Annotated in this window: 23 protein-coding genes; 18 read left to right on the plus strand and 5 right to left on the minus strand. The window is 53.2% G+C overall.

Going from position 1 to position 26419, the window contains the following annotated elements; all coding sequences use genetic code 11:
• The first annotated feature begins 7 nt into the window (after positions 1 to 7).
• Both MWU62_RS11820 and MWU62_RS11825 read left to right on the plus strand, forming a co-directional pair.
• Complete coding sequence (locus MWU62_RS11820) at positions 8 to 538, plus strand: methylated-DNA--[protein]-cysteine S-methyltransferase (protein ID WP_247115089.1); 531 nt, start codon at positions 8 to 10, stop codon at positions 536 to 538.
• On the plus strand, positions 538 to 1566 hold the full coding sequence (locus tag MWU62_RS11825) for an FAD:protein FMN transferase (RefSeq protein WP_247115091.1): 1029 nt from the start codon (positions 538 to 540) through the stop codon (positions 1564 to 1566). The genes MWU62_RS11820 and MWU62_RS11825 overlap by 1 nt, the downstream gene beginning before the upstream one ends.
• 28 nt (positions 1567 to 1594) lie before the next feature.
• Here MWU62_RS11825 and MWU62_RS11830 read toward each other — a convergent pair whose 3' ends face one another.
• Genes MWU62_RS11830 through MWU62_RS11840 form a run of 3 tightly spaced genes read right to left on the minus strand, consistent with a single transcriptional unit; the run spans position 1595 to position 6928 of the window.
• Positions 1595 to 3157, minus strand: coding sequence for a general secretion pathway protein GspF (locus tag MWU62_RS11830; protein ID WP_247115092.1), 1563 nt, complete (start codon positions 3155 to 3157; stop codon positions 1595 to 1597).
• 12 nt (positions 3158 to 3169) lie between these two features.
• Positions 3170 to 5683: a LamG domain-containing protein gene (locus tag MWU62_RS11835; protein WP_247115095.1), complete on the minus strand. Its 2514-nt coding sequence runs from the start codon at positions 5681 to 5683 to the stop codon at positions 3170 to 3172.
• Between the two features lie 6 nt (positions 5684 to 5689).
• The gene (locus MWU62_RS11840) at positions 5690 to 6928 is read right to left on the minus strand and encodes a hypothetical protein (RefSeq protein WP_247115097.1); all 1239 of its coding nucleotides are present in this window, start codon (positions 6926 to 6928) and stop codon (positions 5690 to 5692) included.
• Positions 6929 to 7148: 220 nt separating this feature from the next.
• Here MWU62_RS11840 and MWU62_RS11845 point away from each other — a divergent pair, with 220 nt between their 5' ends.
• From MWU62_RS11845 to MWU62_RS11915, 15 genes are all read left to right on the plus strand, one after another.
• Positions 7149 to 9794, plus strand: a complete 2646-nt coding sequence (locus MWU62_RS11845; RefSeq protein WP_247115098.1) for a hypothetical protein — start codon at positions 7149 to 7151, stop codon at positions 9792 to 9794.
• A 21-nt stretch (positions 9795 to 9815) separates the two neighbouring features.
• Positions 9816 to 10565, plus strand: coding sequence for an SH3 domain-containing protein (locus tag MWU62_RS11850; RefSeq protein WP_247115100.1), 750 nt, complete (start codon positions 9816 to 9818; stop codon positions 10563 to 10565).
• Entirely contained in the window at positions 10535 to 11194 is a 660-nt protein-coding gene (locus tag MWU62_RS11855) for an outer membrane beta-barrel domain-containing protein (protein WP_247115102.1), read from the plus strand. Before MWU62_RS11850 ends, MWU62_RS11855 begins: the two co-directional genes overlap by 31 nt.
• 16 nt (positions 11195 to 11210) lie before the next feature.
• On the plus strand, positions 11211 to 11708 hold the full coding sequence (locus MWU62_RS11860) for a TlpA disulfide reductase family protein (protein WP_247115104.1): 498 nt from the start codon (positions 11211 to 11213) through the stop codon (positions 11706 to 11708).
• 20 nt (positions 11709 to 11728) lie between these two features.
• On the plus strand, positions 11729 to 11965 hold the full coding sequence (locus tag MWU62_RS11865; RefSeq protein ID WP_247115106.1) for a DUF4266 domain-containing protein: 237 nt from the start codon (positions 11729 to 11731) through the stop codon (positions 11963 to 11965).
• Between the two features lie 43 nt (positions 11966 to 12008).
• Positions 12009 to 13121 (plus strand): DUF3570 domain-containing protein, encoded by a 1113-nt coding sequence (locus MWU62_RS11870; RefSeq protein ID WP_247115221.1) that lies wholly within the window; start codon positions 12009 to 12011, stop codon positions 13119 to 13121.
• Positions 13122 to 13140: 19 nt separating this feature from the next.
• Positions 13141 to 13686 carry an AraC family transcriptional regulator gene (locus MWU62_RS11875; protein ID WP_247115108.1) on the plus strand — a complete coding sequence of 182 codons (546 nt, stop codon included), beginning with the start codon at positions 13141 to 13143 and terminating at the stop codon, positions 13684 to 13686.
• Positions 13683 to 15791 (plus strand): tetratricopeptide repeat protein, encoded by a 2109-nt coding sequence (locus MWU62_RS11880; protein WP_247115109.1) that lies wholly within the window; start codon positions 13683 to 13685, stop codon positions 15789 to 15791. Before MWU62_RS11875 ends, MWU62_RS11880 begins: the two co-directional genes overlap by 4 nt.
• Positions 15784 to 18762, plus strand: a complete 2979-nt coding sequence (locus MWU62_RS11885; RefSeq protein WP_247115111.1) for a tetratricopeptide repeat protein — start codon at positions 15784 to 15786, stop codon at positions 18760 to 18762. Before MWU62_RS11880 ends, MWU62_RS11885 begins: the two co-directional genes overlap by 8 nt.
• Complete coding sequence (locus MWU62_RS11890; RefSeq protein WP_247115112.1) at positions 18749 to 19333, plus strand: tetratricopeptide repeat protein; 585 nt, start codon at positions 18749 to 18751, stop codon at positions 19331 to 19333. The genes MWU62_RS11885 and MWU62_RS11890 overlap by 14 nt, the downstream gene beginning before the upstream one ends.
• A 45-nt stretch (positions 19334 to 19378) precedes the next feature.
• Positions 19379 to 19657, plus strand: a complete 279-nt coding sequence (locus MWU62_RS11895) for a hypothetical protein (RefSeq protein ID WP_247115113.1) — start codon at positions 19379 to 19381, stop codon at positions 19655 to 19657.
• 135 nt (positions 19658 to 19792) lie between these two features.
• Positions 19793 to 20482, plus strand: a complete 690-nt coding sequence (locus MWU62_RS11900; protein ID WP_247115114.1) for a MotA/TolQ/ExbB proton channel family protein — start codon at positions 19793 to 19795, stop codon at positions 20480 to 20482.
• A gap of 24 nt (positions 20483 to 20506) precedes the next feature.
• Positions 20507 to 21028 carry a biopolymer transporter ExbD gene (locus MWU62_RS11905; RefSeq protein ID WP_247115115.1) on the plus strand — a complete coding sequence of 174 codons (522 nt, stop codon included), beginning with the start codon at positions 20507 to 20509 and terminating at the stop codon, positions 21026 to 21028.
• The gene (locus MWU62_RS11910; RefSeq protein WP_247115116.1) at positions 21025 to 21531 is read left to right on the plus strand and encodes a biopolymer transporter ExbD; all 507 of its coding nucleotides are present in this window, start codon (positions 21025 to 21027) and stop codon (positions 21529 to 21531) included. The genes MWU62_RS11905 and MWU62_RS11910 overlap by 4 nt, the downstream gene beginning before the upstream one ends.
• Positions 21528 to 22538: an AgmX/PglI C-terminal domain-containing protein gene (locus MWU62_RS11915; protein WP_247115117.1), complete on the plus strand. Its 1011-nt coding sequence runs from the start codon at positions 21528 to 21530 to the stop codon at positions 22536 to 22538. Before MWU62_RS11910 ends, MWU62_RS11915 begins: the two co-directional genes overlap by 4 nt.
• A gap of 72 nt (positions 22539 to 22610) precedes the next feature.
• On the opposite strand, the gene phaC is transcribed toward MWU62_RS11915, so the two are convergent.
• Together phaC and MWU62_RS11925 are read right to left on the minus strand one after the other, a co-directional pair.
• Positions 22611 to 24410 carry a class I poly(R)-hydroxyalkanoic acid synthase gene (phaC, locus tag MWU62_RS11920; protein ID WP_247115118.1) on the minus strand — a complete coding sequence of 600 codons (1800 nt, stop codon included), beginning with the start codon at positions 24408 to 24410 and terminating at the stop codon, positions 22611 to 22613.
• 12 nt (positions 24411 to 24422) lie between these two features.
• The gene (locus tag MWU62_RS11925; RefSeq protein WP_247115120.1) at positions 24423 to 24740 is read right to left on the minus strand and encodes a phasin family protein; all 318 of its coding nucleotides are present in this window, start codon (positions 24738 to 24740) and stop codon (positions 24423 to 24425) included.
• A 149-nt stretch (positions 24741 to 24889) separates the two neighbouring features.
• Between MWU62_RS11925 and MWU62_RS11930 the strand changes: the two genes are divergently transcribed.
• Positions 24890 to 26347 (plus strand): DASS family sodium-coupled anion symporter, encoded by a 1458-nt coding sequence (locus MWU62_RS11930; protein WP_247115122.1) that lies wholly within the window; start codon positions 24890 to 24892, stop codon positions 26345 to 26347.
• Positions 26348 to 26419 lie beyond the last annotated feature (72 nt).

Here is a 26419-nt window from a genome sequence, read left to right on the forward strand (position 1 = left end):
GCTTTCCATGACGGGTAAGAATGCGCAGGACGAAACGATCACCTGGCAGACTGGCCACTGCTATCTCGGTGAAATTCTAGTTGCCTGCACATCTCAGGGCGTATGTGCTGTTCTGCCGGGTGACTCGGTAGAAGAGTTAACTGCAGATCTCGCTCGTCGCTTCCCCAACGCCTGTTTTGCTCATGCAAATAATTCCCGCGCAGAGTGGTTTTCCAGCGTGATGAGTTATCTGATTGATAGCCGCAAACCGCTCACCGCTCAGCTTGACCTTCGTGGAACGGATTTTCAGTGCAAAGTTTGGCAGGCGTTGCAGGAGATACCTTCGGGCAGTTCATCCACTTATGGCGACATTGCACGGCGCATGGGAATGCCTACCGCATCAAGAGCAGTAGCCGGAGCCTGCGCCGCCAACCCCCTTGCGGTGGTGGTGCCGTGCCATCGTGTGCTCCGTGGCGATGGCAGCCTTTCTGGCTATCGCTGGGGTGTTAAGCGCAAACAAGCGGTGCTTAGCCATGAGCAGGGGCTGTCTGAACGATAATGTCGGTCCCTACTTTGTATCTCCTTCAGATTCGCCGACTGTTTGGCGCGTTTCCCTCTGCGCTTGTCATGCTTGGTTTGCTGCTGCCCGTGACGTCGTATGCCCAGTGGTTTCGGTATACAGATACCGCCATGACAACGCCCGTGGAGCTGGAGTTCTGGTTTTCTGACCGGAGTGCCGCCGATGCAATTGCGGAGGACGTGCTGGCGGTATTTCATCAAGTAGATAGGGATATGAGTCGCTACCGGGAGGATTCCGAACTTTCCGCTCTTAACCGCCAAGCTGCGGAGCACCCAGTGCCCGTAAGCGCCGGTCTTTTTCGGGTACTCAAAAGAGCCGAAGACGTAGCCGTGCTCAGTGATGGGGCATTCGATATCAGTTTCGGCTCTGTTGGTTATCTTTATGACTTCCGTGAGCATCAGCAACCGTCGGAAGAAGATATTCAGGCAAGGCTAAGCCATATTAACTATCAGGATATTGTTTTGGATAAGGCCGAACACACGGTTTGGTATCGGCAAAAAGGGCTGTTGATTGATTTAGGCGGCATTGCAAAAGGCTATGCGGTAGACCTTGGGATCGAGCAACTGATACGGGCTGGGGTTCGCCATGCTCGGCTCAGTGCTGGCGGAGATCTCCGGCTGCTTGGAGACAAACGTGGCCGACCTTGGTTAGTGGGGGTTCGCGACCCTCGTTCAGAGAAGCGCAATGCGGTGGTGTTACCTCTTGAGAACCTTGCCATTTCCACCTCTGGCGATTACGAGCGGTTTTTCATCAACGGGCAAGGCGAACGGGTGCATCATATTCTGTCACCCGGTACGGGAAAGTCTGTGCGCGGCGTACAGAGCGTGACTATTATTGGCGAGAGCGCACTCACAACGGACGGGTTGTCTACGGCCGTTTTTGTTCTCGGGCCGGAAAAGGGCTTGAAGATGATTGAAAAACTGCCGGGTGTTGATGCGATCATTATTGATGATCAGCGTGTAATGCACTTTTCTGAAGGGCTGGCGCCTCCGGAGTCAGAACACTGATTCCGAGGCATTTTCACCCCTCAATGCGTTAGCGCCTCGGTGGAATGGTTCCGCTGACCACATCAGAGAATGCAATCAGCCTGTCCTGACTAGCCGCATTGCCTAACCCATGGCCAAGAAACTTTGATGCGAAAGCACCTTGCTCTCCGTGAAGTGCCATATAGTTCAGCAGAACCGTTTGTACCAACTGGTTTACATTGTTTGCAGCCGGGCTGGATGCGGTTTCCACAGATGCGTCGGGGCGCATAAAGCCAATCTGGTTGCGTATCGGGGTAGGGCGCCCGTTGGGGTTATAAACCAAGAAAAACGAGGCTGCGGTCTGCTGGTTATCGCCGGTCCACTCGCCTTTACCACGGCCGTCTTCAGAATCGTCCAGGCGACCGTTGCTGGACACGGAACCATCACTGAACACGTACAGCATGAGTGGTACCCCAACCCTTGCCGCGTATTCGAGGCAGGCGCCCATGCAACGGCCAGCCAGTTCATCGCGGCGCTCACCGGTTGCCCGCTCGCCCGTATGGTAGTCATAGCCGCCCATGGTTACGGTGCCGGCACCTGCGTAGCCGTTCATAACCAATTTCATTACAGAGGCAGTCTTTTGGAACTCTCGGTTGCTTTCGAATTCGGTACTCGAGAATATCCCGCCGGGGCCCACAATATCGGTATCCAGCATAGGGTCAAGAATGGCTGGGTTGCCGTAATTCTCGATTAGGTTCGCACTCTTGGCGTAGCCGCAGCGCACCAACTTTTTGATGTCTGCGTCGGCACCAGAACCGAGTTTGGTATTCACCTTATCCATTTTTGCATCACTGATGCGCTGAACAGCCTCCATCACTGAGACGGCATCGGATTGATTCAGGATAGACGTCAGATCGCCCACATCCACCAGACCTTTTGCATCCGACGGGCGGTCTATTTTAGTGGGGCGCACTTTCGGGTTGATCATGCTCATTGGCGCCATGGAGTTGCCGCCTGATTGCGAGCTTTGAGAACCAATCAGCGAGAGTAGAGATCCGTCGGCACCGGCCTGATAGATGCCATACATAGGATTGTGCGGGTTGTTGCCGGTATCGTTTTCGGAGCGTGCAGCAATAACGGCACCATTGATTGCCGCTCGGGTTCCGGCGCTGGTGCTTTGTTGAATTCCCCGCAAGAAGCCGCTGTCGGAATGGAACGCAAGCCCAAGCTCCTCATTCACAAAAGCTGGGTCATTAGGAAGCATGTCTCCAGGCAACCCCAGTTTGTTGTACCCAGCAGTGCTTAAAAAGTCCTTTTGGCCGCCGCTTCCACCCATAAGCACGTTTGAGCCTGCAATGCTGGCGCCTCCGGCAAGATCAAAACAGATAAAGGGGATTTTTCCCGCACCGGGTATGCCGATGCCACAGCTGTCTTTTAGCTCCTGCGATAGTTCTGCGGCGGCCATTCTTGGATTGGCGAATAGGCTAAACATGGATGCGCCTAACACAGTGGCAGTGCCAGCCATCATGCCTTGGGCAATGAACTCCCGCCGGGTCTTTGGTCGCGAGTGGTCGCTGTGGAGGAGGGGCTCACCATTGGCCAGGGGCCGTTTACGAGATTTGCGTATAAACATGAGCGTTGTCCTCTACTGAACCAAGGTGGTGGCGCTGCCAAGCACCGCGGCACAACTTGCTTTAACAATGGTTTCGGTGCGGTCCGCCGGGCAGGTGGCGCCGCCACACTGCGACAGGGTGTCTATGAGGCTGTCCAGCTCCCCTTCGATTGACTGTGTGCTGGGCTGAGTTCCAAGATTGTCCCCCACAAATCGCTTCAACAGAGGGCCGGTAATCTGGCGCTTGCCGCTGGTATTAAACGCAGTGGCTGCAGAGGCGGAGAAGTTGAAATCTGGGAAGAAGGCCTGCCTTTTCGAAGCGTCTGCAACCAACGCGTCACAATACTGAATGGCCATTTGAGTGATGGCCATTTGGTGTGAGGAAAGAAAGCCCTCAACATTCTCCACGGTTGGCAACTGCTGCTTCACGGTGTTGAAGGTGTTTGCAACTGCCTCGTTGGTCCGGGGAATGCCCGTCATGCGTGCCATGGATGCATTAATCTCATCGAAGGTTTTTAGTCCAATGTCCGATGAAGGCGGCAAAATTTGCGGCGCTACGGTTCCGGGCAAGGGAGGCTCAGAGCGCGAGAACGTGCTGCTTCCGAGTCGATCAAAGGTTAAAAAGAACTCATCGCTGGCAGGGCCATTTTCTAGGGCGATGATCGTACCTAGCCGCGATAAGGATTGGCCGGTTCCGGGTAGGTATGTTTCGCTATCAAGAGTTACATCAAGGTTTGCCCAAGATTGCCCCACGGTTGCTTCTTTGCCGTTAATACCCAAACGCATGCCCTGAAGCGGGATATTCGACGGCTCTGCATTCTCATCCAAGCTGATAAAGAAGGGGGCCGTGAAGCGATAGCTGTAGTTATCGAATACGCTAACATCGAAAACAACGAAGCTTTCAGGCACGTCAATCAGGTGGGATACGCCAAACAGCAAGTAGAACTTCTGCCCCACACCCACATCATAATTGGTTCTGATTTGTTCCGGCGTCAGCGACCGACTATGAAAGGCAACCATGCGAATGGCACCCTGCCAAGGTGAGTTGCCGTCGGTTTCGTTGCCTAGAACCAGCGCAAAACTGTTATCCCATTCGGACAGCAGGCCTGCATTGTCCGGGTCGACATCGCCAGAGTGCTGGCCGTTAATAAAGATTTGCCGTCCGGTGCCCGGGGCATAGTTAATCACCACATGCTGCAGTGTGGCTTGCAGGAGCTTGTCGCCGTCTTGAGTAGCGAATGGGGTGTTCTCATCGCTGGTGGTGCTGCGATGAAGCACTTCATAGCGTTGCAGGCTTTGGCTTAGCGTAAGATTACGCGTGGTGGCAGAGCCGGAGTAGGTGATGATTCGTGCGTCTTCCTGAGTAATATTGCCCGGCGCGACCCAGGCTTCGATGGCATATTCACCAGAGCCGGTTAGCATGGTATGCAGTTTGCGGCTGTTGGCGGTAGAGCCCTGAGCTTTGCCTGCAGGTGTTACAGGGCCGCTTTGTGTTTGGACTTCGGGGCCAATATTGATGCCCCAACCCAACACCCAGTCCACGTTGCCGCTGAGTGTAAGGTCCAGAGCCGTGGAAACGCCGCTGGTATCATAAGCGATTTGGCCTTGTCCGGCCTTGAACTCGTAGAGCGCAATGATGTTGTCTTCAAAACGACCGCCGGAATTCGCCAATAATCCATCCTGCTCCAGCACTAGTGCCCTGCTGGCAACCAGAGCTGGGTCGACTGGAGTGGGTGATAAAGGTTGAGCGAATTCTTCGATCGCCATTTCCATCATGCCTGCCGACCAATCGCAGTCTGCTTCGCCTTGATTCGCCCAGCAGTTGTGGAAATCCCTTTTCAAGCGAACAACAAAACGGGAGTTTTCAGGAGTGTTTAGGTCCATTCGGCTCTTGGACTGTTGGTAGGCAACGTCCGGATTCTCACTAGCAATGTAAGGCGTTTGCCCGCCGTCGCCGTGGCAGTCGGTACAGTGTGCTTTCAGAACCGGGTACACGGTGTTTTCAAAAGCACTACTGTCTGTTGGGAAGGCAAGGGTGGCTCCCGGAGGCCTCAGAACGGGTGCCTTTAACTCAATGGTTTTAAGGGAGCCGGTTCCCCCGTCAGCCCATTTGGAAAGGTAGGTGATTATAATATCGGCGCAGACTGAATCGCTGGTTGTCCAACAATTATGGCCACCGGCGACCTTGGTAACCATCTGCGACTGCGAAGGCGTAGCGAGATTCACAATGCTATTTGCTTGGGCATAGGCGCTGTTGATGTCTTGCTGGTTTACAAACGTAGGCGATTGGCCACCAGCACCGTGGCAAGAGCCGCATCGGTTATCTTGTACAAGCTTATCCCAAACATTGAGTTTGAAACTTTGTACATCGCCTGTGGCGGGTGGCGGGCCACTGTAATTTGCAGCGCCGGAACCGGATGACGTGTTGGGCAGTGCTTCTGTGGCCTCACCGCCGCAAGCGCTTAACAGCAGAGCAGCGAATACCATTGAGGCAATGGACAGTGTTGATTGGCGTTGGCCTGAACGGGGGTAGGTTAGTGGTCTCATCAGGTATCAATCCCCCGCACAGTAAACAGCAGATTCAGCAAACACCTGCTTCAGATTGAAATTATGGGACCTGAAGCTCGCCACCATGTTGCTGACCTGTGAGTGATCCGCGCTGGTGGAGGGTGGCCTGAGACACACATTTTTGAACACTTTTTTAACCTGACATTCGGCGAACGCATCAGAGTGCGCCAACTCCTTACCCAAGCTCTTTGCACCACTGCCTGAGCCGGGCAGGCTTGCATCCCAGCCCATTCTCCGGTTAGCACCCTGACGCCAGTAATTGTCCCACTGATCGTCAGGGGTTACATAGCCTTGTTCGAAGGTTGTCGAATTGATGTGGTACTTACCCTGAACCCGCGACTGAGTATCCGGGTCGATGTCGTTGACAGTGTTATACACCAGCTGGCCTAGAGTACCATCCGGGTCGTTGTCGGGGTTGTAATCATAATCGTAGTAAGCGAACGCCTGTGTCATCGGGTCCATGCCTGTGTGGCAACCCACGCAGTTATTTAAAAATACGCGGCTGTCGCCTCCAGGGCTGCGGGAAACGTCCTGACGAATTCTGTCCGGCGGCAGGTTTACATCGGCCACTTGCTCCAGATCGCGGCACATGTGGTTGATGAGCGTAAACCGAAACATGGCGCGGTTGGTTCCAGCACTGAAAAAGGCTCTGGCTGCCGCACGGGAGGTCAGTACGCCTGCGGTTGCTGACGTGGGCAGGCCGTTATAGGCGGATTGGCTTACACCTTTGAAATTTTGCGTGTCAGACAGGTCGTAACCAAGCTGATCTATCTGCTCATAATGCGTGTTGTCCGAATTTGAATAGGGCGACAAACCACTCCAGATGCCGACGTATAGCGTGTCGTCATATAGCACTTTACGAAAATCTGCACCGTCCCTCACTAGGCCAATCACCGTGGCGGTGTAATCGTTTAGCGGCACGAAAGGCGTCATCGCCTCGTTCGTCCAAGGTGCTGCAAAATTTTTCAGAGTTATGTTGTAAAAAGCTGGATCAGCCAATGCGGTATAGGCCGCATCAAGTTTGCGACCGGACAAAATGTCCTGCTCCATACTATTAAGCACAGAGGGCGCTGGCGGTACGCCTGCAATTCGGTCATGAATTCGCTTGGCTTGTTCCCGCGCTCCGGCGGTAGCCGCACCTGCATGTGTAGCGGCAAACAAAATCAGGAGTGACATACCGCACGCCTTGAATGCGCTGAATCGCACTCCCACTTTGGCTTTCATGTCGCCGTCCTCGATAATTTTAGCTGGTGCACAATAGGTCAATTTTACAATTGTTAATAGTTTATACTTGCAATTTACTACGGTAGTTGTGGGGTGCGCCACGGAATTACATTTGCTTACGCAAAGCCCGTAGAGATATACAGCGGCACAGACTTAGTTTATGTCATGCATTTCGTTCGCTGCAGAGCAGTGACAACGTTTTTTACTGGAGCTAGGGCGCGTGCCTTACATACCGAAAGAGCTCATTGGGGTGATACTTTCTATCTTCAGAGCACTGCTTTGCCTTGGCCTTGTAGCTTCTCTTGCAGGCTGTTTGTCGGGCACGGATAGCCAGCAGACTGACCCTGTAGTGCTTGAGAATCCGGTTCTTTTTGTAAAGCGGCCATTGCTGGTCGACGGCAATGGGGCGCTGGCTCGAGATAATCTGGCCGATCCTTCGGCCTTCCGCCCGGGCGCCCAGTTGTATTTAAAAGCCAATGCATCCGTTGACGCCAGTGCAGTCGATGTATCTTCTAGAGCCTTTGCTAGCCCGGAGTTTCTAGATGATACGGGCCGCTTGCGTTACGACGTGAAAGACTTGCACGTTTCCCATGATGGCAATCGCGCGCTGTTTGCCATGCGCGCTCCGGAAATAGAAGGCGCCGATGACGAAGATCAGCCCACATGGAACATCTGGGAATACAATCACGCGAACGATTATCTGCGCCGAATCATCACCTCAAACGTCATCGCCAAAACAGGTCAGGACGTGGCACCGGCCTATCTGCCGGACGGGCGCATTGTGTTTTCTTCCACCCGACAGCTTATATCCAAAGCCATCTTGTTGGATGAAGGTAAAGGCCAGTTTGCGGGCTTGGATGAGAACCGGAATGCGCCAGCGTTTGTGCTTCATACCATGGACGACGACGGCAGCGATATTCAACAGATTACGTTTAACCAGAGCCACGACCTATACCCATTGGTAACTGATGATGGCTCGATTCTATTCAGTCGTTGGGACAATGCGGGTCAAACTCGCAACAACGGGGTTAACCTTTATCGTGTAAATCCCGATGGCACAGGACTGGCTTATCTCTACGGGCGAAACTCTCACGATTCTGTTCCAGCGGCTCCCGACATCGAGTATCTGAAGGTACGCAAAACCGACTCAGATTCTGTGCTGGTGCCCTTGCGTCCTTTTGCAAGTGACAGTTATGCCTCCATGCCGGTCGAAATTGATGTCGACAATTATGTGGATGCCGAAATACGTATCGACGGCACTGAAGGAAACGGCCAAGTTCCTTTGGTTGCGGGTGTCAGGCTTGATGGCGAGTTGACGCTGGAGGGGCGCTATAGCTCCATTTCGCCCCTTATGGATGGCACCGGCAGGTATCTTGTGAGCTGGACTCCATGCCGACTCGAAGAGGCAGCATCTGGCCGAATCGTGAATTGCACCGAGGCGCGACTGGCATCTGACGCCTATGTTCCCGCGCCGCCGGTATACGGTATTTGGCTTCTGGATATTACAAACGGAACCCAAAAGCCCGTTGTGGTGCCCTTGGAGGGTGAGCAGTTTGACGAGGCCGTTCTAATGCGGGATCGTCCCTTGGAAGACTATATTCCTGACTCACAGTATACGGGGGAGGCCGCTCAGTTAGCGGATTCAGGCTACGGTATTTTACACATTCGCAGTGTGTACGATGTAGACGGTGTCGATATGGCGCCAAACGGTATCGTGACAACGGCAAATCCCTCCATCACACCAGCTGCGCAGCGCCCGGCCCGGTTCCTGCGCTTGGAAAAGCCTGTTTCCATGCCTGATGACAACGTATGGGACTTTGATAACAGCGCGTTTGGCCGCAGCCGTGGCCAGCTTATGCGGGAAATTCTCGGGTATGTGCCGGTAGAGCCGGATGGCTCGGTAAAAGTAGCTGTGCCGGCAAATGTCGCCTTTGCGGTCAGCGTGTTGGACGCTCAGGGGCGCAGGATCAGCGATCGCCACCAAAATTGGCTGTCGGTGCGCCCCGGTGAAACTGTGGAATGTCAGGGTTGTCACGATTCCCAATCGTCCATTCCCCATGGCCGCCCCGGGGCGGGTCCGGATCCTGTGTGGGCTGGTGCGAGCACAACGGGCCTGCCTTTTCCGGGGACGGACCCGGCCCTGTTTGCCGATATGGGCGAAACCATGGCAGAGGTCTATGCGCGGACACAGCAGCTGCGTCGGCCACTACCAGATCCGATATACAGCGAAGGTGAGTGGACGAACCTTGCCGGGAGTGTAGAGGATCGAACACTGGCCTATGAAAACCTGCAAACACCGCCTCCTGTTTCCGCAGTGTGTGCCAACGATTGGACGGCCAATTGCCGGACGGTTATCAACTACGAAGCCCATATTCATCCGCTTTGGGGCTTGAACCGCGATGTTCTAGGCGTTGATGCAACATGCATTAGCTGCCATACCAACGCCGACGCTGCCGGTGTGCCATCCATTGCAGCGGCACAACTGGACCTTACAGACGGCCCTTCCGATGCCGAGCCGCTGCATTTTAAAGCCTATCGAGAGTTGCTCTTTCCTGATAACGAGCAAGAGCTCAGCGACGGTGTTTTGCGAGACCGGCTGATCGACTCGGGCGAGGTGCTTAGAGATGAAGAGGGCGTGCCTATTCTGGATGAAAATGGTAATCAGCAACCTATTCTCGTTCCTGTGCCGGTGAGGTCCAGCATGTCTGTCAATGGTGCCCTTGCCAGCGATGGGTTTCGGGGTGCATTCGGAGCGGAGGGCTCCCATAGAGGTTTCCTGTCACCTGCGGAATTGCGTCTTGTAGCGGAATGGCTAGATTTAGGTGCCCAGTATTACAACAACCCATTCGCTGCTCCAGAAAACTGACCCGGGACCCACAACACACTCATGCCCATTGTCATTGTGTTACTTATGCTCTGTTTACCTGCGACTGTATGGGCGGGCTGGTTGTGGAGTGACGATGAACCTGCGCAGGTGGTTCAGGTTGTGGAGCCGTTTGTTGCTTGGCGCACAGGCCCGGCGGTGGGGTATCCCGTATTTCACAGCAGTGAAAAGGGCGAATGGCTGACACTTTTACAACGCAAAACCGGCTGGGTAAAAGTACGGGACCGCAAAGACCGTGAGGGTTGGGTGGCGGTGGCCGATATTGCCCAAACAAGGGATGCAACCGGTGAAAGGGTTACCCTCAGTGTGCCGGACTTAGCCGCGTTCAGTGAGCGGAATGTTGAAGCCGGAATAATGATGGGAAGGTTCCAAGGTGCGCCGGTAACCGCCGGTTATGGAGGCTACTGGTTTACGCCCAATCTCGCCGCAGAGCTCTGGGGTTCGCAGATGCTGGGCAGCGCTTCGGAAATGTTGATGGTAAACGCCAACATTGTGCATCAGCCATTTCCCCATTGGCGGGTGTCGCCGTTTTTCACCCTCGGGGTAGGACATATTTGGGTGGACCCGAAAGCAACCTTGGCGGTGCCAGAGGAACGAGACAACAGCGTTGGCCATGCTGGTGTGGGGTTGCGAGCCTACATCTCAGAGCGTTATTTCATACGGGCCGAGGTTAAGGACTACAAAGTCTTTACCAGCCGATCAACCAATGAAGAAGCGACAGAATGGAAAATCGGACTAAGCATCTTTTTCTGACCGGGTTTTGCCTTGCACACCTTATGGCTATTGCGCCTTCGGTGTTAGCTGCAGATGAAACCGAGCGCGACGACCGGCCTTTAATCGAGCCGGATGTAAAGCCTGTGCCCGTTGATCAAGCGCTCATTGATACCGAAAACTTCGAGATAGGCGCCTTTGCGGGTGTGCTCAACATTGAGGATTTTGAATCGTCGTTTGTGTACGGCGGCAAGCTTACCTACCACCTGAGTGAATCGTTTTTTTTCGAGGCTGGGTTAGGCTTTGCCGAGGCCGGTGCAACCAGTTTCGAGAATCTTGCGGGTAACGTACAGGTGCTAACAGATAGCGAGCGTGATTGCAGCTATTACAACATCAATCTGGGCTACAACATTCTGCCCGGGCAGGCGTTTCTTACTGAAAACTATGCGTTCAATACCAATTTCTATCTGATTGGCGGTACTGGTGCAACCGAGTTTGGAGGCGATACCCGATTTACTATCAACGCCGGAGCTGGCTACCAAATTTTGCTTACAGACAGCCTTGCGATACACCTTGGTGTACGCCAGCACTATTACCAGATTGATGTGGTGGGCGCGGAGAAGACATCCATGAACACTGAGATCAGCACCGGGCTGTCGGTCTTTTTCTAAACACAGGAGCCTTGAAATGAACAACCCCGTTAAAGCTGCTGCATTGGTACTGGCATTGTCTGGCGTTGCAACCTTGGCGCAGGCAGAGGCGATTAACGTTCCGGCTCCGGATTTTACGTTGGAAAGCCGAGCTGGGGACAATATTCGGCTTGAAGATCATCGCGGCGAAGTGGTTATGCTTAATTTCTGGGCTTCCTGGTGCGGCCCTTGCCGACAGGAAATGCCATTAATGGACGATCTCTACGGCCGTTATCAGGATTTAGGTTTTACTATTTTGGCGGTGAATGTAGATGAAAACCGGGGTGAGGCCTTACGTTTTCTGGACAAGGTTCCGGTGAGCTACCCGATCTTGTACGACCCGGAAAGCTCAGTTAGCGAGCTTTACGAGGTGCCTGCCATGCCAACGACCGTGATGATCGATCGCGATGGCAACGTCCGCTACATTCACTATGGCTACAAACCCGGTTACGAAGACGAGTATGAAGCCCAAATTAGAGAGTTGGTGCGAGAGTGATTCCCGGGTGGGCAAGTGTAATGTTTAAAACAACCGCCATTATGCCTTTGCTTGTGGCATTAATGCTGTCGGCGACCGCTGGGTGTAGTTCTATAGAGCCTTGGGTAAAACCCTATGAAAGGGATCGCTTAGCCGACCCAATCATGAGCCTGAGCCGCCACGGCAAAGCGGATTCCTACATGAACCATGTGTATCAATCCAGAGAGTCTGCCCGTGGAGCGGAAGGTGGCGCGGGAGGTGGTTGTGGGTGTAACTGATGGCCGCAGGTTGTTCAGGCTGTTGTGGGCAAGTTTCACAGCCATGGTTCTATTCCCGCTTGGCCCGCTTGCCCATGCTGCAACCCTGCCGGTTGATAGCGTAGACATGCTATACCATCGCTATGATGGCGGCGGAATGGTGATCGACGGTCCGGTACTTTTAGCGCGCAAAAGTGTTGGGCCGCAAGTGTCGGTGTCTGGGCAGTATTACGTGGATATGGTGTCTGCGGCCTCTGTCGATGTACTGGCAACCGCAAGTGCGTACAAAGAAGAACGCACTGAATACACACTCGGTGTCGACTATTTGTACGACCGGGCGATTATGAGTCTGGGCTTTACCAACAGCTCGGAGAACGACTACGAAGCCAATACCCTCTACTTCACTGTAAGCCAAGAGTTCTTTGGCGGAATGTCTACGCTCACTCTTGGCTATGCAGGTGGCTGGGATGAAGTTGGCAAGCGTGGTAACGACAGTTTTAGTGAAGACGCCGACCGCCGCAACTTCCAACTCGGTTTGAGTCAGGTGCTAACCCGCAACATGCTGGTTGGGCTGGATTTGGAAGTGGTTACAGATGAGGGGTTTTTGCAGAACCCCTATCGCCAGAACCGGTATTTGGATCCGAATGATGCCACTGCATTTCTTTACCAGCCCGAGCGTTACCCGGAAACCCGAACCAGTACAGCGGTGGCTGCACGAGCGATTTATCACCTGCCTTATCGAGCCTCCATTCGTGGCGAGTACCGGTATTTTACGGATACCTGGGGCATTCAGGCCCATACGGTTCAATTGGGCTATGTGCACGGTCTGAACCAACACTGGTCGTTGGAAGGCTCGGTTCGTTATTACCGCCAGAGTGAGGCGGATTTCTACAGTGATCTATTTCTCTATGAAAACTCACAGAACCATTTGGCGAGAGACAAGGAAATGAGTGCGTTTTCGGGCACAACTCTGGCAACCGGTGCGGTCTATGAGTGGAAGCAAACATCCTTGCCCGGCATCAAACGCCTGCAATTCAGCTTGCTGCTGGATTGGCTGAATTTCGATTATGACAATTTCCGGGATGTAACCGCTTCGGGCAATTACTTGCCGGGAGAGGAGCCGCTTTATTCATTTGATGCACTGGTGACCAGAGCATCACTGATTCTTGAATATTGAGTAAGCAGGAAACCAGATTATGACGGATTCATTGAAAACCTTGGCCGCCGCTTTACTGGCTGCATTGATGCTGCTCACGGGTGCTGCTTTGGCAGCCGAACCTGATGCAGCCAACGATAGCAGAGCCGTTGCGGAGCGCGTTGAGGATCTCAAAAAGAAAGTCATTCGCCTTAACCGGGATCTTTTTATTCTGGAAGAGGATCTGTTGTTTCCCGCTAGCACCCAATTTGCCGTTTTCCTAAGCGTCGACGCAGGTGAATTCTTAAAGCTGGACGCGGTGAAGTTAAAAGTTAACGGCGAGATTGTAGCTTCCCACCTCTATACGGAGCGTCAGGTCACTGCTCTTGAACGGGGCGGCATGCAGCGTTTGTATATGGGTAACCTCAAAACCGGAACCCACGAGGTCACGGTTTTTGTAGAAGGTATGGGGCCAGACAATCGCGCCTACAAGCAAGCAGCCACTCTGGCGTTTGATAAGGGTACCGAGACGGCGGCTCTGGAAATTCGTATTCAAGATCGTTCATCGAATTACCAGCCAGTGGTTTCTATTGTGGAGTGGGAGTGACCCAGCCTGTGGTTTTCCTCGCAAGAGCAACTAGGACTGATATAGGCGCGCGTCTAGTCGCGTTAGCTGCCGTGTGCTTGTTGTTTATGCTTGATGCGGCTTTGGTTAATGCTGATGTAGCACCAGCAAGGGCTAAGGATCCTGCGTACGGCCGGGTACTCTATAACTATCATCAAGGCGAGGCACTCAAAGCGCTAACCTTGCTGGAGGTTGCCCGTGAACGTGGCCGCATTCGTGGCCATGGAGCCTATCCGGAATTAGTCGAAGGCGGGCTAATGCTTTCCTACGGAATGCCGCGGGAAGCTCGCGATCTCTTCACCCGGTTACTTGAAGAGACCAAGGCTACTGACACTCAACCTGACATAAATGAAAGCAGTGCAGGTGAGCGCGGCGCAGACTCTGGCGTAACTCTGGCGCCCGGTATACGCAGCCAAGCGTGGTTTTATCTCGGTAAAGTCTTCTACTTAGAGGGTGACTACCCTCAAGCCCATGAAAACTTTCAAAAGGTGGATGCTCTGGTACTAGAAGAAAGTAACTCAGAGTTATACGCAGAGTGGCTCTACCTGAGAGCAAGGTTAGCCATGTTGTCCGATAGCGATAACGGCAGTTACGCAAGCTCTCATGAAAGCCCTCGTGAAAACCCTCGTGAAAACCCTAGCATGAATGCGAGCGGCGAGACGCTGGTGGAGCACTTGCGCGCACAACTAAAACACTCAGGCTTATGGGCTCACTATTTGAGTTACAACATAGCTATGGCAGAGGTTTCGGCCGGTGATGCCGAGAAAGCACAGCAAAGTCTGCGAGAACTGATTTCCGGTATGGAAGGCGAGACGCCAACAGGCGATAGGGGTTCAGAGTATCGCGCTTTGTTGGATAAAAGTCGGTTATCGCTCGCCCGGCTATACCTGAGAGAAAGCCGATTTGATGACGCATTGAGGCTATTAGGCGCAATGCCTCTGGACGGCGTATTTTCCGATACAGCATTATACGATTACGCAGTTGCAGCGGCAGAGCAGGGGCAGTTGCAACGGGCTTTGGATGCGTTGGAGGCACTGTCGCAACGCACCTTGTTTTTATCCTGGCGGGAGCAGGTACCTTACGCCCGGGGATACGTGCTTGAACAGTTGAACCAGCCCCGTAAGGCGCTAAATGCCTTTGCTCAGGCTTCCGAACACTACGAATCTCGTGGTCGAGAGCTCATTGCGGCGCGTCAGAGTCTGACTGAAGAGAGTTTGATGGCGCGCTTGAGCTTTCTCCGGAACAACGACGACATTGCAACAGACGCCTACGGTCGCCTGCGGGTGATGCCTTCGGATTTTGGCATTTCAGATGTGCTGGCAACGGAGCCTTTCCAGCAGGCCTTGAGCGAACTCAATGAGCTTTACCAGGTGCAGGCCTTGCTGATACAGCGGGAAGGCCAACTCGGCACCTTTGAAACTATGTTGGAAACCCGCCGGGTGCAGCGCGAACGCCGAAGTCGTGAGGCGCGCTTTGAGCTGGAGCAGCAAAAGGCGGATGAATGGGTGGAGCAAAAAAACTCCTTTCGCGTTGAGATTGAAGCTGCCCTTGCGGCTGAAGATGTCGGCTTCTTTATGACAACGAAGCAGAAAGAACTCAAGGCTAGGCTGGAGAGGGTTGCCGCGACCCTTGCACAGCTTCGTGACGGCTCACTTGGCAACGACAAGAGTGCTGAGCGCCAGCGCGATAAGTATGCGCGAATGAAAGCCTACTTCGATTGGACCCTCGCGAACGATTACGGCGTAAATCGCTGGGCCGCCCAGAAACAGTTGCGTGAACTGAACGCGGAAATGCAACAGTTTGAGAATCAAAGAGCGGCCATAGAAGCTCTGATGGCAGGGGATGAAAAGCATAACGAGTTGGCTGGTCGGCTCATCCGCAAAGGCGAGGACATTCAATCGCTGAAAGCGCAGGTACGAGAAGCCATCGCGCAAGCACGCAGCATTCTCGTGGGGCGCTTGGATAAGGCGCTTGAACAGCAGGGCAGGGATTTGCGGCGCTATCTGGTGGCATCACGCCATGCTCAAGCACGGCTGGCGGATCGACTGTTCCGGGCAGGCCAGAGCACGGAGGCCGCTAATGAGTAAGAGGCGCCTAACCTGTGAGTTTTCGGCCTGCAATTATTCTCTCAAAGCTGCCCGAGCGTTAACGCCGATAGTGTCGGCTCTGCTGATTACTGGGTGTCAGACTCTATGGTGGGGGCAGAGCGATGGCGATATCCCCGTTGCCGAGCCGGGAACCTTTGCTTCTCTTACTTCTCGAAATACAGAACCCGCTTCAGAGCTTAAAGAGCGTGGGGCAACGCCGGATCAGTTACCAGCGGATCGGGTCTCCCTTGAAGCCGTGATGCGCAGTTATCAGAATTTACTGCCGCTGGTGGAAGACCCCAACAAACAGGTCACGATTCGACACAGGCTTGCCGATCTCGAATTCACCCGGGCCGAACGCGTACTGACTGAAACCGCAGAGGATGATCTGTCTGGTGCCATCGCTTCATATACGGGTTTGCTGTCGGACTACCCGGAGCGTGACGGTAACGATCAGATTTACTACCAGTTGGCCCGAGCCTATGAGTTGCGGGGCATGACCAGCGAACAGCTGAGTGCGCTGGATACTTTGGTAGCAAATTATCCGGGGTCAGCTTACTGGGAAGAAGCCCAGTTTCGGCGTGGGGATATCCTGTTTATAAACGGCCGCTATCCGGAAGCGGAACAAGCGTTTAACAGGGTTACTCAGGCGAGAATCGAGCGTAACTCAGATTCATCCTTCTTAATGAATGCCCACTACATGAAAGGGTGGAGTCAGTTTAAACAGGGCGACTATCAGCAAGCACTTTATAGCTACATCGCTGTGCTGGATTTGATCATGCCAGCTGAAAGGGTGGCAGAAATGCCGGATCAGCCTTATCAAACCCTTACTGAAGACCTGTTCCGGGTTTTTGGCCTTTCACTATCTTATCTGGATGGCGCTGAAACCCTTCAATCCCTATTTCGCCAAACAGGCAGCCGACCCTACGAAACACTGGTGTACGAGCGCTACGCCACCTTGCTTGTTGCGCGTGAACGATACAGCGACGCGATTGCGGTTTTTGATGCTTTTATTGAAGAGCGTCCGCAAAGCCGGTGGGCCCCACGTTACTCTATGCGAGCAATCGACACGCTCGAGTTAGCCGGTTTTGATAAGTTTGTTCCTGGTCGTAAAGCAGGGTTTATTGCAAGCTATGGAATATACAGCGACTTCTGGCCGGAGGCTGATTCTGAAACGCAGGCCTATATTGAAAGCCAACTTGAAATACTGCTGCCAGAGTTAGCAGACCGCCACTATTTGCTGGCAGGGGAAAAGCGACGGCAAGGGCGCAAGCCACAAATTTCTCAGAACCGCGAGGCAGATAGAGGGGAACGAAGCTTGAGTGCTGAGGAGCATTACCGACAGGCTGCGGCTTACTACGCGGAATTTGCCGCTACTTTTCCGAACCACCTGCGTACGCCGGAGCGGTTGTTTCTGTTGGCTGAAACCTATGTAGAGCTACAAGAGTGGCCAGATGCCATCAGCGCATTTGAGCGCGTTGCCTATGATTTTCCAGCTGTTGGTACTGTATCTGACCGTGCTGCGGAGGCGGGTTATGCCTCGGTGCTGGCATACCGGGAATATGCCCGCAGTTGGATGAGTGAAACAACGGTGGATCTTTTTGCTTTGCAGGAGATGCAACAGCTTAATCGCCTTCGATTCGTCAATGCTCACCCGCAAGACCCCCGAGCGCCAAGCGTTTATTACATCGCTTTGCAACGGGAATTTGACCAGCAAAACCTTGAAGAGGTCATTCCCATGGCCGAGCGCTTGGCCAACTGGGCGCCAGCAGCAGATCCTATGCTGGTTACCGAGGCTCTACTGCTGGCGGGCCACAGTCTGTTTGAGCTTGGGCGCTACGCTGAAGCCGAACAAACCTACCATGATGCATTGGCTATGATGGCCGCTCAAGACGACAGGCGATCCGGCATAGAAGAAAACATGGCGGCAGCGGTATTTCGTCAAGCAGATCAGCTGGCAAAGGCTGGAAATTTAGACGCTGCCGTAAGTGAGTACCTGCGTGTTGGCGCCGTTGCGCCAGCTTCTATACTGAATGCCAATGCGCAATACGATGCGGCCTCTCTTTTGGTTAGCGCCGCACGCTGGGAACAAGCGATTAACGTACTAACCGGGTTTCGCTCGCGTTTTCCCGAGCATGAGCTGGTTGATACTGTGCCAGCAAAACTGGCCCTTGCTTATCGGGAAACGGGACAATGGGAAAAGGCCGGAGACGAGTTGAATCTAATGGTGGCAATGGCCACCACACCAGAGGAACGAAGGCAAAACCTGCAGATAGCAGCAGAGCTTTACGATCAGGCCGGTAATCACGCCAAAGCTATAGATACCTGGCGGCAATACGCCAATCGTCACCCCGAGCCAGCGGACATCTATATGGAAGCGGCTAACCGACTGGCCGAGCTTTACCAAATCCGTGGTGACATTGAGAAGCGTAATTTCTGGTTAAACCGGCAAATGGAAAAGGTTGATCAAAACCCCGAGCTTGTAGATGAACGCATGCGCTACTTGGCCGCATCTGCCTCCGCAACTCTGGCGCGGGATGCTTTGGCACGCTACGACAGTATCCGCCTGACCTTACCTCTGAATAAAAGCATGGTGGCCAAAACGAATGCATTGGAAACGGCTGTGCGTGCCTACCAAAAAACAGCGAGCTATGGGCTGTCGTCGTATGCCACAGAAGCTGGCTTTCAGATTGCTCACATATACAGCCGCCTCGGCGCAGATTTGATGGATTCCGAACGTCCGGAAGGCCTCAGCGAACTGGAGCTTTCGCAATACGAGCTCTTGTTGGAAGAGCAGGCTTATCCATTCGAAGACAACGCTATAGATATCCACGAACAAAACATACTCCGTGCCCGTGAGGGTATTTTTGACGAGTGGGTACAACGTAGCTATGAATCCTTGCGTCGCTTGCTTCCCGGCCGCTACAACAAGCCTGAAGTTACCGCCGGGGTGGTTCATGAACTGGGATAAGAATCTAAGCGCGACGCTTCTGCTACTGTTGCTTCTGTCTGGTTGTGCGCTGGGGCCCGGGGGGGTGGATACACCAGAAAACAAGGACGCTCTGAAAGAATCGGAAGCGCAATTGCAGGCGGCATTCGCCGAAGCCGTTGTGTTGATGCAAAATGGCGATACGGATGAGGCCGAAGCCCGCTTTGAGCAGATGGCTGCACAGTACCCCCAGCGGCCTGGCCCTATTGCCAATTTAGGCTTGCTGGCCTTTCAGGCAGGTGACATGGGACTCGCCCGAAACCGGTTTGAACAGGTTTTGGACATGGACCCGGCCCATATCGTTGCGCTCAACCATCTTGGTGTTATTGCCCGGATGACCGGTGATTTCCCGGTAGCTGAACAACATTACCGGAAGGCGCTTGCTGCAAACCCCGAGTACTTGCCCGCAATACTCAATTTGGCATTTTTGTTGGACATATATCTTGGGGAACCAGCCAAGGCTCTGCCGTTGTATGAGCAATATAAAGCACTTGCAGATGACCCGGACCCACGATTGAAAGACTGGATATTCGATGCAAAAAGCAGAATTTAATGCGAGGTACAGGGTGTGAGTCCAATAGGAAAAAGAATCCTTTTTGTGGGCCTGCTATTGCTTAGTGGTTCGTTTGCCCAAGCTCAGGAGTCGAACATAGTGACTATTGAAGGCACCCGTATTCGGGGCGATCAGGAGGTGCCTACTGTGATGTATTTGGTGCCCTGGCAGCCAGCAAAAGTAGAGGAGCTCCGGGCACCCGACGAGCAATTAATAGTGGAGCACCAATTTGCGCCGTTAGAGCGCTACGAGTTTCAACGGTTTGTCCGCTATCATGACGCATTCAATAGTGAGCAGGGCGCAGTGAAACCGGAGGTTCAGTGAGATGTGTGTCACAGTGTATCTGTGCCCGAGTGCAAACTACAACAAACCACAACAAAGACTTCTGCTAACTTAGCCCCTTTAAGGCAGAGCAGCGCTTAGACTATCTCAAAATTCGGACTATGGAGTGCCCAGAATATGATCGATACCGCCGTTCGCTTCTTCCAGGAAGGTGGCTTTTTTATGTTTCCGATCGCCGTTGTGCTGATCATCGGACTCATTGTAGCCATTGAGCGATACGTATACTTATCTGCTCAAAAGATAACCAATCGCAGGGATTTCAACCGTCTGCACCAGATGATTGCAAAGCGGGATTTCAAGGGGGCGCTCAATTACGCTCAGGAATCCGGTACCGGCATGTCGACCATGATCGGCTATGGACTTCAGCGGTTAGCACGTCGTCAGGGCCGTGAAGACATAGAATACGCGATGGAAGAGGGGCTACTGGATGTTATTCCGCGCCTTGAAAAGCGCACTCAATATCTTGCAACCCTCGCCAATATTGCAACACTGCTTGGTCTATTGGGCACCATCATTGGTTTGATTGCCGCGTTTACGGCGGTTGCAGCCGCTGACCCTGCACAAAAAGCCAGTTTGCTGTCCCAGAGTATTTCCGTGGCCATGAACACCACTGCTTTTGGCCTTATGTCGGCAATTCCCATGTTGTTGGTTCATTCCGTTCTGCAAACCAAGACCAATGAAATTGTAGACAGCTTTGAAATGGCCGGTATAAAGGTTCTTAACCTGCTCAGCGATGGCTCGGGATCGCGCCCGGGTGCCCCGGTGCAAGCTGCATCACCTGCTACCCCGGCGGCAGCGTCGGCCTGATAACCAGTTGAAGGATTTCAGGCTATGAGACGGAAACATCGTCGATTACAGAGCGAGCCGGATCTCGACATCACGCCATTCATGAATCTCATGATCGTGCTTGTACCGGTGTTGCTTTTGAACATGGTGTTTGCACACACCAGTGTTCTGGAGCTCAACTTCCCCACCGGCGAGAGTCTTGCGACAGAGCAGGCTGAAGAGCTGCAAATACAGGTGGTGATCCATGAGGATCGTTTTGTGGTTGCGGATAATCAGGGCGGCGTTATCAAAGCCATTGCGCAAAACAACGGCGAGTACGATTTCGCCGTACTCAAAGACGTTATGAAGGAGCTGAAAAGCCGCGTTCCCGAGAAAAGGGATGTAATCATCATGCCGTCTCAGGAAACCTCGTATCAGGTTTTGGTCAGCGTGATGGATACGGTTCGCTCCTACGATGCCGTGGTTGCAGGCAATCTGGTGGAAGCAGAGCTGTTTCCCGAGATTTCCCTGGGTGATGCGCCGGTAGTGAATACTGACGAAGCGCAAGAAGCCGGGGGCCAATCATGAAAGAATCCGCAAAAGCCCGCCGTTTGAAGCGCCATCATAGGCGCAACAAGAGCCAGAGTAAGATGAATCTGGTGTCGTTAATGGACATCTTTACGATTCTTGTCTTCTTCCTGATGGTTAACTCATCGTCTGATGTGCAGGTGCTTAACCAGAGCAGTACTATCAAGTTGCCGGACTCTTCGGCTGTGCAACCGCCGGATGATGTGCTGGCACTGATAGTGACCGATCAGGACATCCTCATCAACGGCCGCTTAATTATCAAGCGCGAAGCGCTGCAAAACCTTGAAGGGCAGGTAGAGCCGGGGCTTAAACAGGAGCTGGATTATCAGGCTAGCCGGTCGGGTGCACCCGCACCGGAAGCTGGGCGGGCGATTACCATTTTGGCAGACCGCGAACTGCCCTACGATCTACTCAAAAAAATCATGTCGACCTGTGTGGATGCAGGGTATGCGAGCATATCGCTAGCGGTTAACCAACGCTCTAAAGAGAGCACCGGGGTATGACCCGGAATCAGGCTGAGTATCGGTATAGGTTGCCTTGGAGTCAGGAGAGTGGAGAGCGCAAGCGGTTGCTTTCTACTGCTCTGGTTGTGGCCCCGTTGTTCGTCGCCTTTGCCGGTTACGTCAGCTTGATTGAGTTGCCTGAACTAGATAGGCAAGTGGCGGAAGCCTTACCGCCGCAATTGGCCAAATTGGTGATCGAGAAGAAAGAGCCCCCCAAGCCGGTTTTACCCGAGCCAGAGCCCATACCTGAGCCAGAGCCGGAACCTGAAATAAAGCCGGAAGAAAAGCCGGTTGAGGTAGAGCTTGCTAAACCGGAACCCCAGCCCGAACCTAAACCCGAGCCTCCGGTGCCTGAGCCAGAGCTAAAAGAAGCACCGAAGCCTGAAGCTGTTGCCCAAGCCCGTGAAAAAGCAAAAAACACAGGTGTTTTGGCGATGGGTGACGAGCTTTCAAAGCTCAGTTCACTGGCTAACTCGATAAAGCTGGATACACCGTTGGCGCAAACTGCCGAGCCAATCACCAGAAAAACCGAAGATACTTTGGCTGCTAGAGCTACCACCAATGCGCGCAGTGCAGGTGTTCAGGACGCTGCGCTTGAGCGCGAAAGCCGTCAGCTTGCGTTGGCAGAGCGCGAAAGGGCAGAAGTAGCGGAAGCTGAACGTGTTGCCGAAGCTAGAGAAGTTGTACGGCGCGAAAAGCAGGAAACCGCCTCCAGAACACGGAGCAAGGAAGATATGAGGCGAACAATGGATACGAACAAGTCCGCTATTTACAGCATCTACAACCGTGAACTTCGGCGTAAACCGTCACTGCAGGGAAGCATTACCCCTGAGTTGGTTATTGAGCCCAGTGGCGTTGTGTCCAAATGCTCGGTGGTTGAATCGACACTGGGTGAGCCGGGACTGGAGAATAAAATCTGTAACCGGCTAAAGCTTGTGAATTTCGGATCGCGGCCCGGAATAGGCCAGACAACGATCCGTTACCCGATTGAGTTGCTGCCCGGCTGACGGCTTTCAATTTATTGGAAAGCCCAATACACCGGAGAGCGCCTAAGCTTCAAATTTTCCTGCTTTAGGGTTTTACCCAGCGGCTTCTGCCGCCTTCACCCGCACATAGCTACCGGGTGCGTCTTCGATGACTTCAAGTTCGCCATCCCCGGGCACCCTAGCGGCGACAGGCTCACCTGCATATTGCTGTATCCATTCCAGCCAATGAGGCCACCAGGACCCCGGGTGATCCTCTGCGGTTTCAAGCCATTCATCGGGGTTCTCGCTCATGGTTTCGTTTGTCCAATAGCCGTATTTTTCTTTATATGGCGGGTTAATTACCCCCGCAATGTGGCCTGAACCAGACAAGACGAAACGCACATCGCCGCCATGAACAAGCGCGCCCTTATAGGTGGTTTTCCACTTGGCAATATGATCCTGCCGTGCCGAAAGAAAGAACGAAGGCACATCGATTTCCTTCAGGTTAATGCTCTCCCCTGCAAAGCTAAGCGCATCTGGTTCAACTAGCTTGTTGTTGAGGTACATCTCACGCAAATAAAAACTGTGCATGGCTGCGGGCAGGTTGGTGCCATCCGTATTCCAGTACAGTAGGTCAAAGGCCGATGGCTTTTTCCCTTTCAGATAGCTGTTTGTCCAGAACGACCAGAAAAGCTCGTTCTCCCTAAGCAAATTGAAGGTAAATGCCATGGCGCGGCCATCGAGATAGCCTTTGTGTTCCAGCATGCGTTCAATGCCGCGGATTGAATGCTCATTGATGAACACGCCAATGCCGCCTGGATCGGAGAAGTCCAAAAGGCTGGTCAAGTAAGTCGCACTAACGACTGGCTCTTTCCCTTTCTTCTTTAGCCAAGCCAGAGTTGAAGCCAACAGGGTTCCGCCAATACAGTAGCCGAGAAGGTTCATCTCGTCTTCGCCGGTGGCCGCAGTTACTGCCTCCATAGCCGCCAAAGGGCCTTCCAGCATATAGTTTTCCCAAGCTTTATCTCGCATCTCCGGCCCGGGGTTGCGCCAGGATATAACAAAAACTGTTTGGCCCTGATTAACCAGCCACTGTATGAAAGAGTTTTTGGCTGTGAGATCGAGGATGTAAAATTTGTTGATCCATGGCGGCACAATAAGCAAGGGGCGCTTACTCACACTTTCTGTTGTCGCCGTGTATTGGATAAGCTGCATCAGGTCATTTTGATACACCACTTTGCCTGGCGTGGTAGCAAGGTTACCGCCCACTTCGAACGCCGACCTATCAGTCATGCCGACATTGAATAGCGAAGGGTTTTGGCGGAAATCGTCAATAAGCAGCCGTGTGCCATCGACCAGATTCATCCCCTTGCGCTCCCAGGTTATTTTCAGCGCTTCGGGGTTTGTTATAAGAAAGTTGGCAGGGGAGAGGGCACTGGTGAGTTGGCGCGCATAAAACATCATCTGCTCACGGCCTGCGGGTGGCAGGCCTTCCATCTCTTCAACCCAATTAAGAAATGCTCTGGAATTGATCAGGTAAGATTGGTGCAGGACATCGAAGGGCAAACGAGTGTGCCATTCCTCTGCTTTAAAACGCCGGTCATCTGGATCTGCTTTGGCTACCTGCTCCTTTTCCTGACCGGTCAGCCGGGCTAGAGCATAAGCCCCAAGGGCCGCGTGCTTGCGGGCGAGATCTACTTCAGCGCCGACAAAGCGTAACGGATGCAGAAGCAGGTCTTCAGCCATGGCTCGATAGGCATCTGACATTTCAGTCAAGGTGGAGAGTTTGGCGGCATCCATCATGCCGGAATCTCCAAGCAGTTTCTCGAGCTGCTTTTGACCTTCGCGCACTTTTTTCTCAAATGTACCAACCAGTTGGTTGGTCTTTTTTCCTAGCAGATCCAATCCCAGCATAGTGTGCTCCAGCTACTTGGTATCGGGGGTTTCTTCAGATTCACCAGAGACGGCTTGCTGCATCTCGTCGCGGGCTTCCTTAAGGTAGCTCTGCCATGCCTTCCAATCCTCAGTGAGTTGTTCACTCATAGTTTTCAAGGTTTCTGCTTGGTCGCCAGTAACCGTCTTGAGGTCTTCAAGGTTGCGTACTTCCGATACTTTCTTCGCCTGCTCCATGGTTACGTCAGCGTAACGACGGAAGGCGCTCATCTGCATTTCTGCAGCCTTGCTGAATTGCTCAAAAAGTGCCTGATTAATGCGTGTAGCTTTTTCAAACATATCGTTGGTCATTAGAACAGCTCCTTTGTGTATGATGATTGCATCATCCTTATTGTGACTGCTCCAGCATGCCATAATCATGACGAACATCAACTAAAGGGTCTGCTTATACTCTGGCGAGACCTATAACTTTTAGTTAAGAAGCGGAGCTGAGTGTTTCCATGTCTGAGCAGCATTTAGATGTCGTGCAGGGCTATCCCAAAAGCCGGTTGATCGGTTTGATTCTGGGTGCCGGTTTTCTTTTGATGACAATTCTTGTACCACCACCTGAATCCATGGCGGTAGAGGCTTGGTCGGCACTTGGCTTGATGCTGCTGATGGCAACTTGGTGGTCAACAGAAGCCATCCCTATACCCGCCACGGCTCTACTGCCCATTGTGTTGGTGCCAGGGCTCGGTTTAGGGAGTGTGTCTCAGGCGACGTCCCCTTACGCCCATCCCATCATCTTTCTTTTTCTAGGTGGTTTTACTCTGGGTCTGGCTATGCAGCGTTGGGATCTTCACCGCCGCATTGCCTTAATGACGCTCAAGGCAGTTGGCAATCAACCGAAGCGCCAAATTGCCGGCTTCATGTTGGCGACGGCCTTCCTGAGCATGTGGGTGAGCAATACCGCAACCGCAATCATGATGCTGCCGATAGGTTTGTCGGTTATTTCGATGATGGGTAATGGCCAGTCGGAGAATGTCCAGCGTTATGCTACGGCATTGCTGCTGGGTATAGCATACGCCGCCAGTGTAGGTGGCATTGCCACTCTTATTGGTACTCCGCCCAACGCACTTCTGGCAGCCTACCTGAGCGAGACCCAAGGGGTATCTGTGGGGTTTGCCCAGTGGATGCTGCTTGGTGTTCCCGTTGCCACAGTCATGCTGGTTCTAATTTGGTGGTGGCTAACCCGTAGAGATTTTGGCCTATCTGCACAGGAAGGTGCCGGTCAGGCTATTGATGATGAGCTTGCGGCTCTCGGCGACATGAGTCGAGGCGAAAAACTGGTGGCTGCGGTGTTTGTGCTAACAGCCAGTGCCTGGATCTTCAGGCCACTGCTCTCTGCCAGTGTCATGCCTTGGCTTACGGATACCGGCATTGCTATATCCGCAGCGATTGCCATGTTTATTATTCCGGTCAATGTGCGCCAACAAACGTTTGTTCTAGACTGGGACACGGCCAAAGCGATTCCATGGGGTGTGCTCTTGTTGTTTGGCGGCGGACTTGCCATGGCCGGAGTTATCAGCAGTTCCGGGCTGGCTAGCTGGATTGCTGCGAGCATGGGCGCGGCAAGTTTACTGCCGGTGATTGTTATGATTATGCTGGTGGTGGCGGTCATTATTTTCCTCACGGAAGTAACCAGTAACACGGCAACTGCAGCTGCCTTTTTGCCCCTTCTTGGTGCGCTGGCACTCTCTCAAGACGCGTCGCCTCTACTGTTGACAATTCCAGCGGCTATTGCTGCGAGTTGCGCATTTATGATGCCAGTCGCAACGCCGCCCAACGCTATAGTGTTCTCTAGTGGCCATATGAAAATCGGCGATATGATCCGAGCCGGGTTTGCGCTGAATGTTATGGGCATTGTGGTTGTAACTTTGCTGTGTTATCTGCTTATGGATTTTGTTTTCAAGATGTGACCGCAGTGCTGTCGCGGCGCCAGATTTGAGGCACAGTTATCTTTAAACACGCTGCTATTTCGGTATCTTCCC

It is taken from the genome of Marinobacter sp. S6332 (assembly GCF_023016045.1).
Lineage (GTDB): Bacteria > Pseudomonadota > Gammaproteobacteria > Pseudomonadales > Oleiphilaceae > Marinobacter.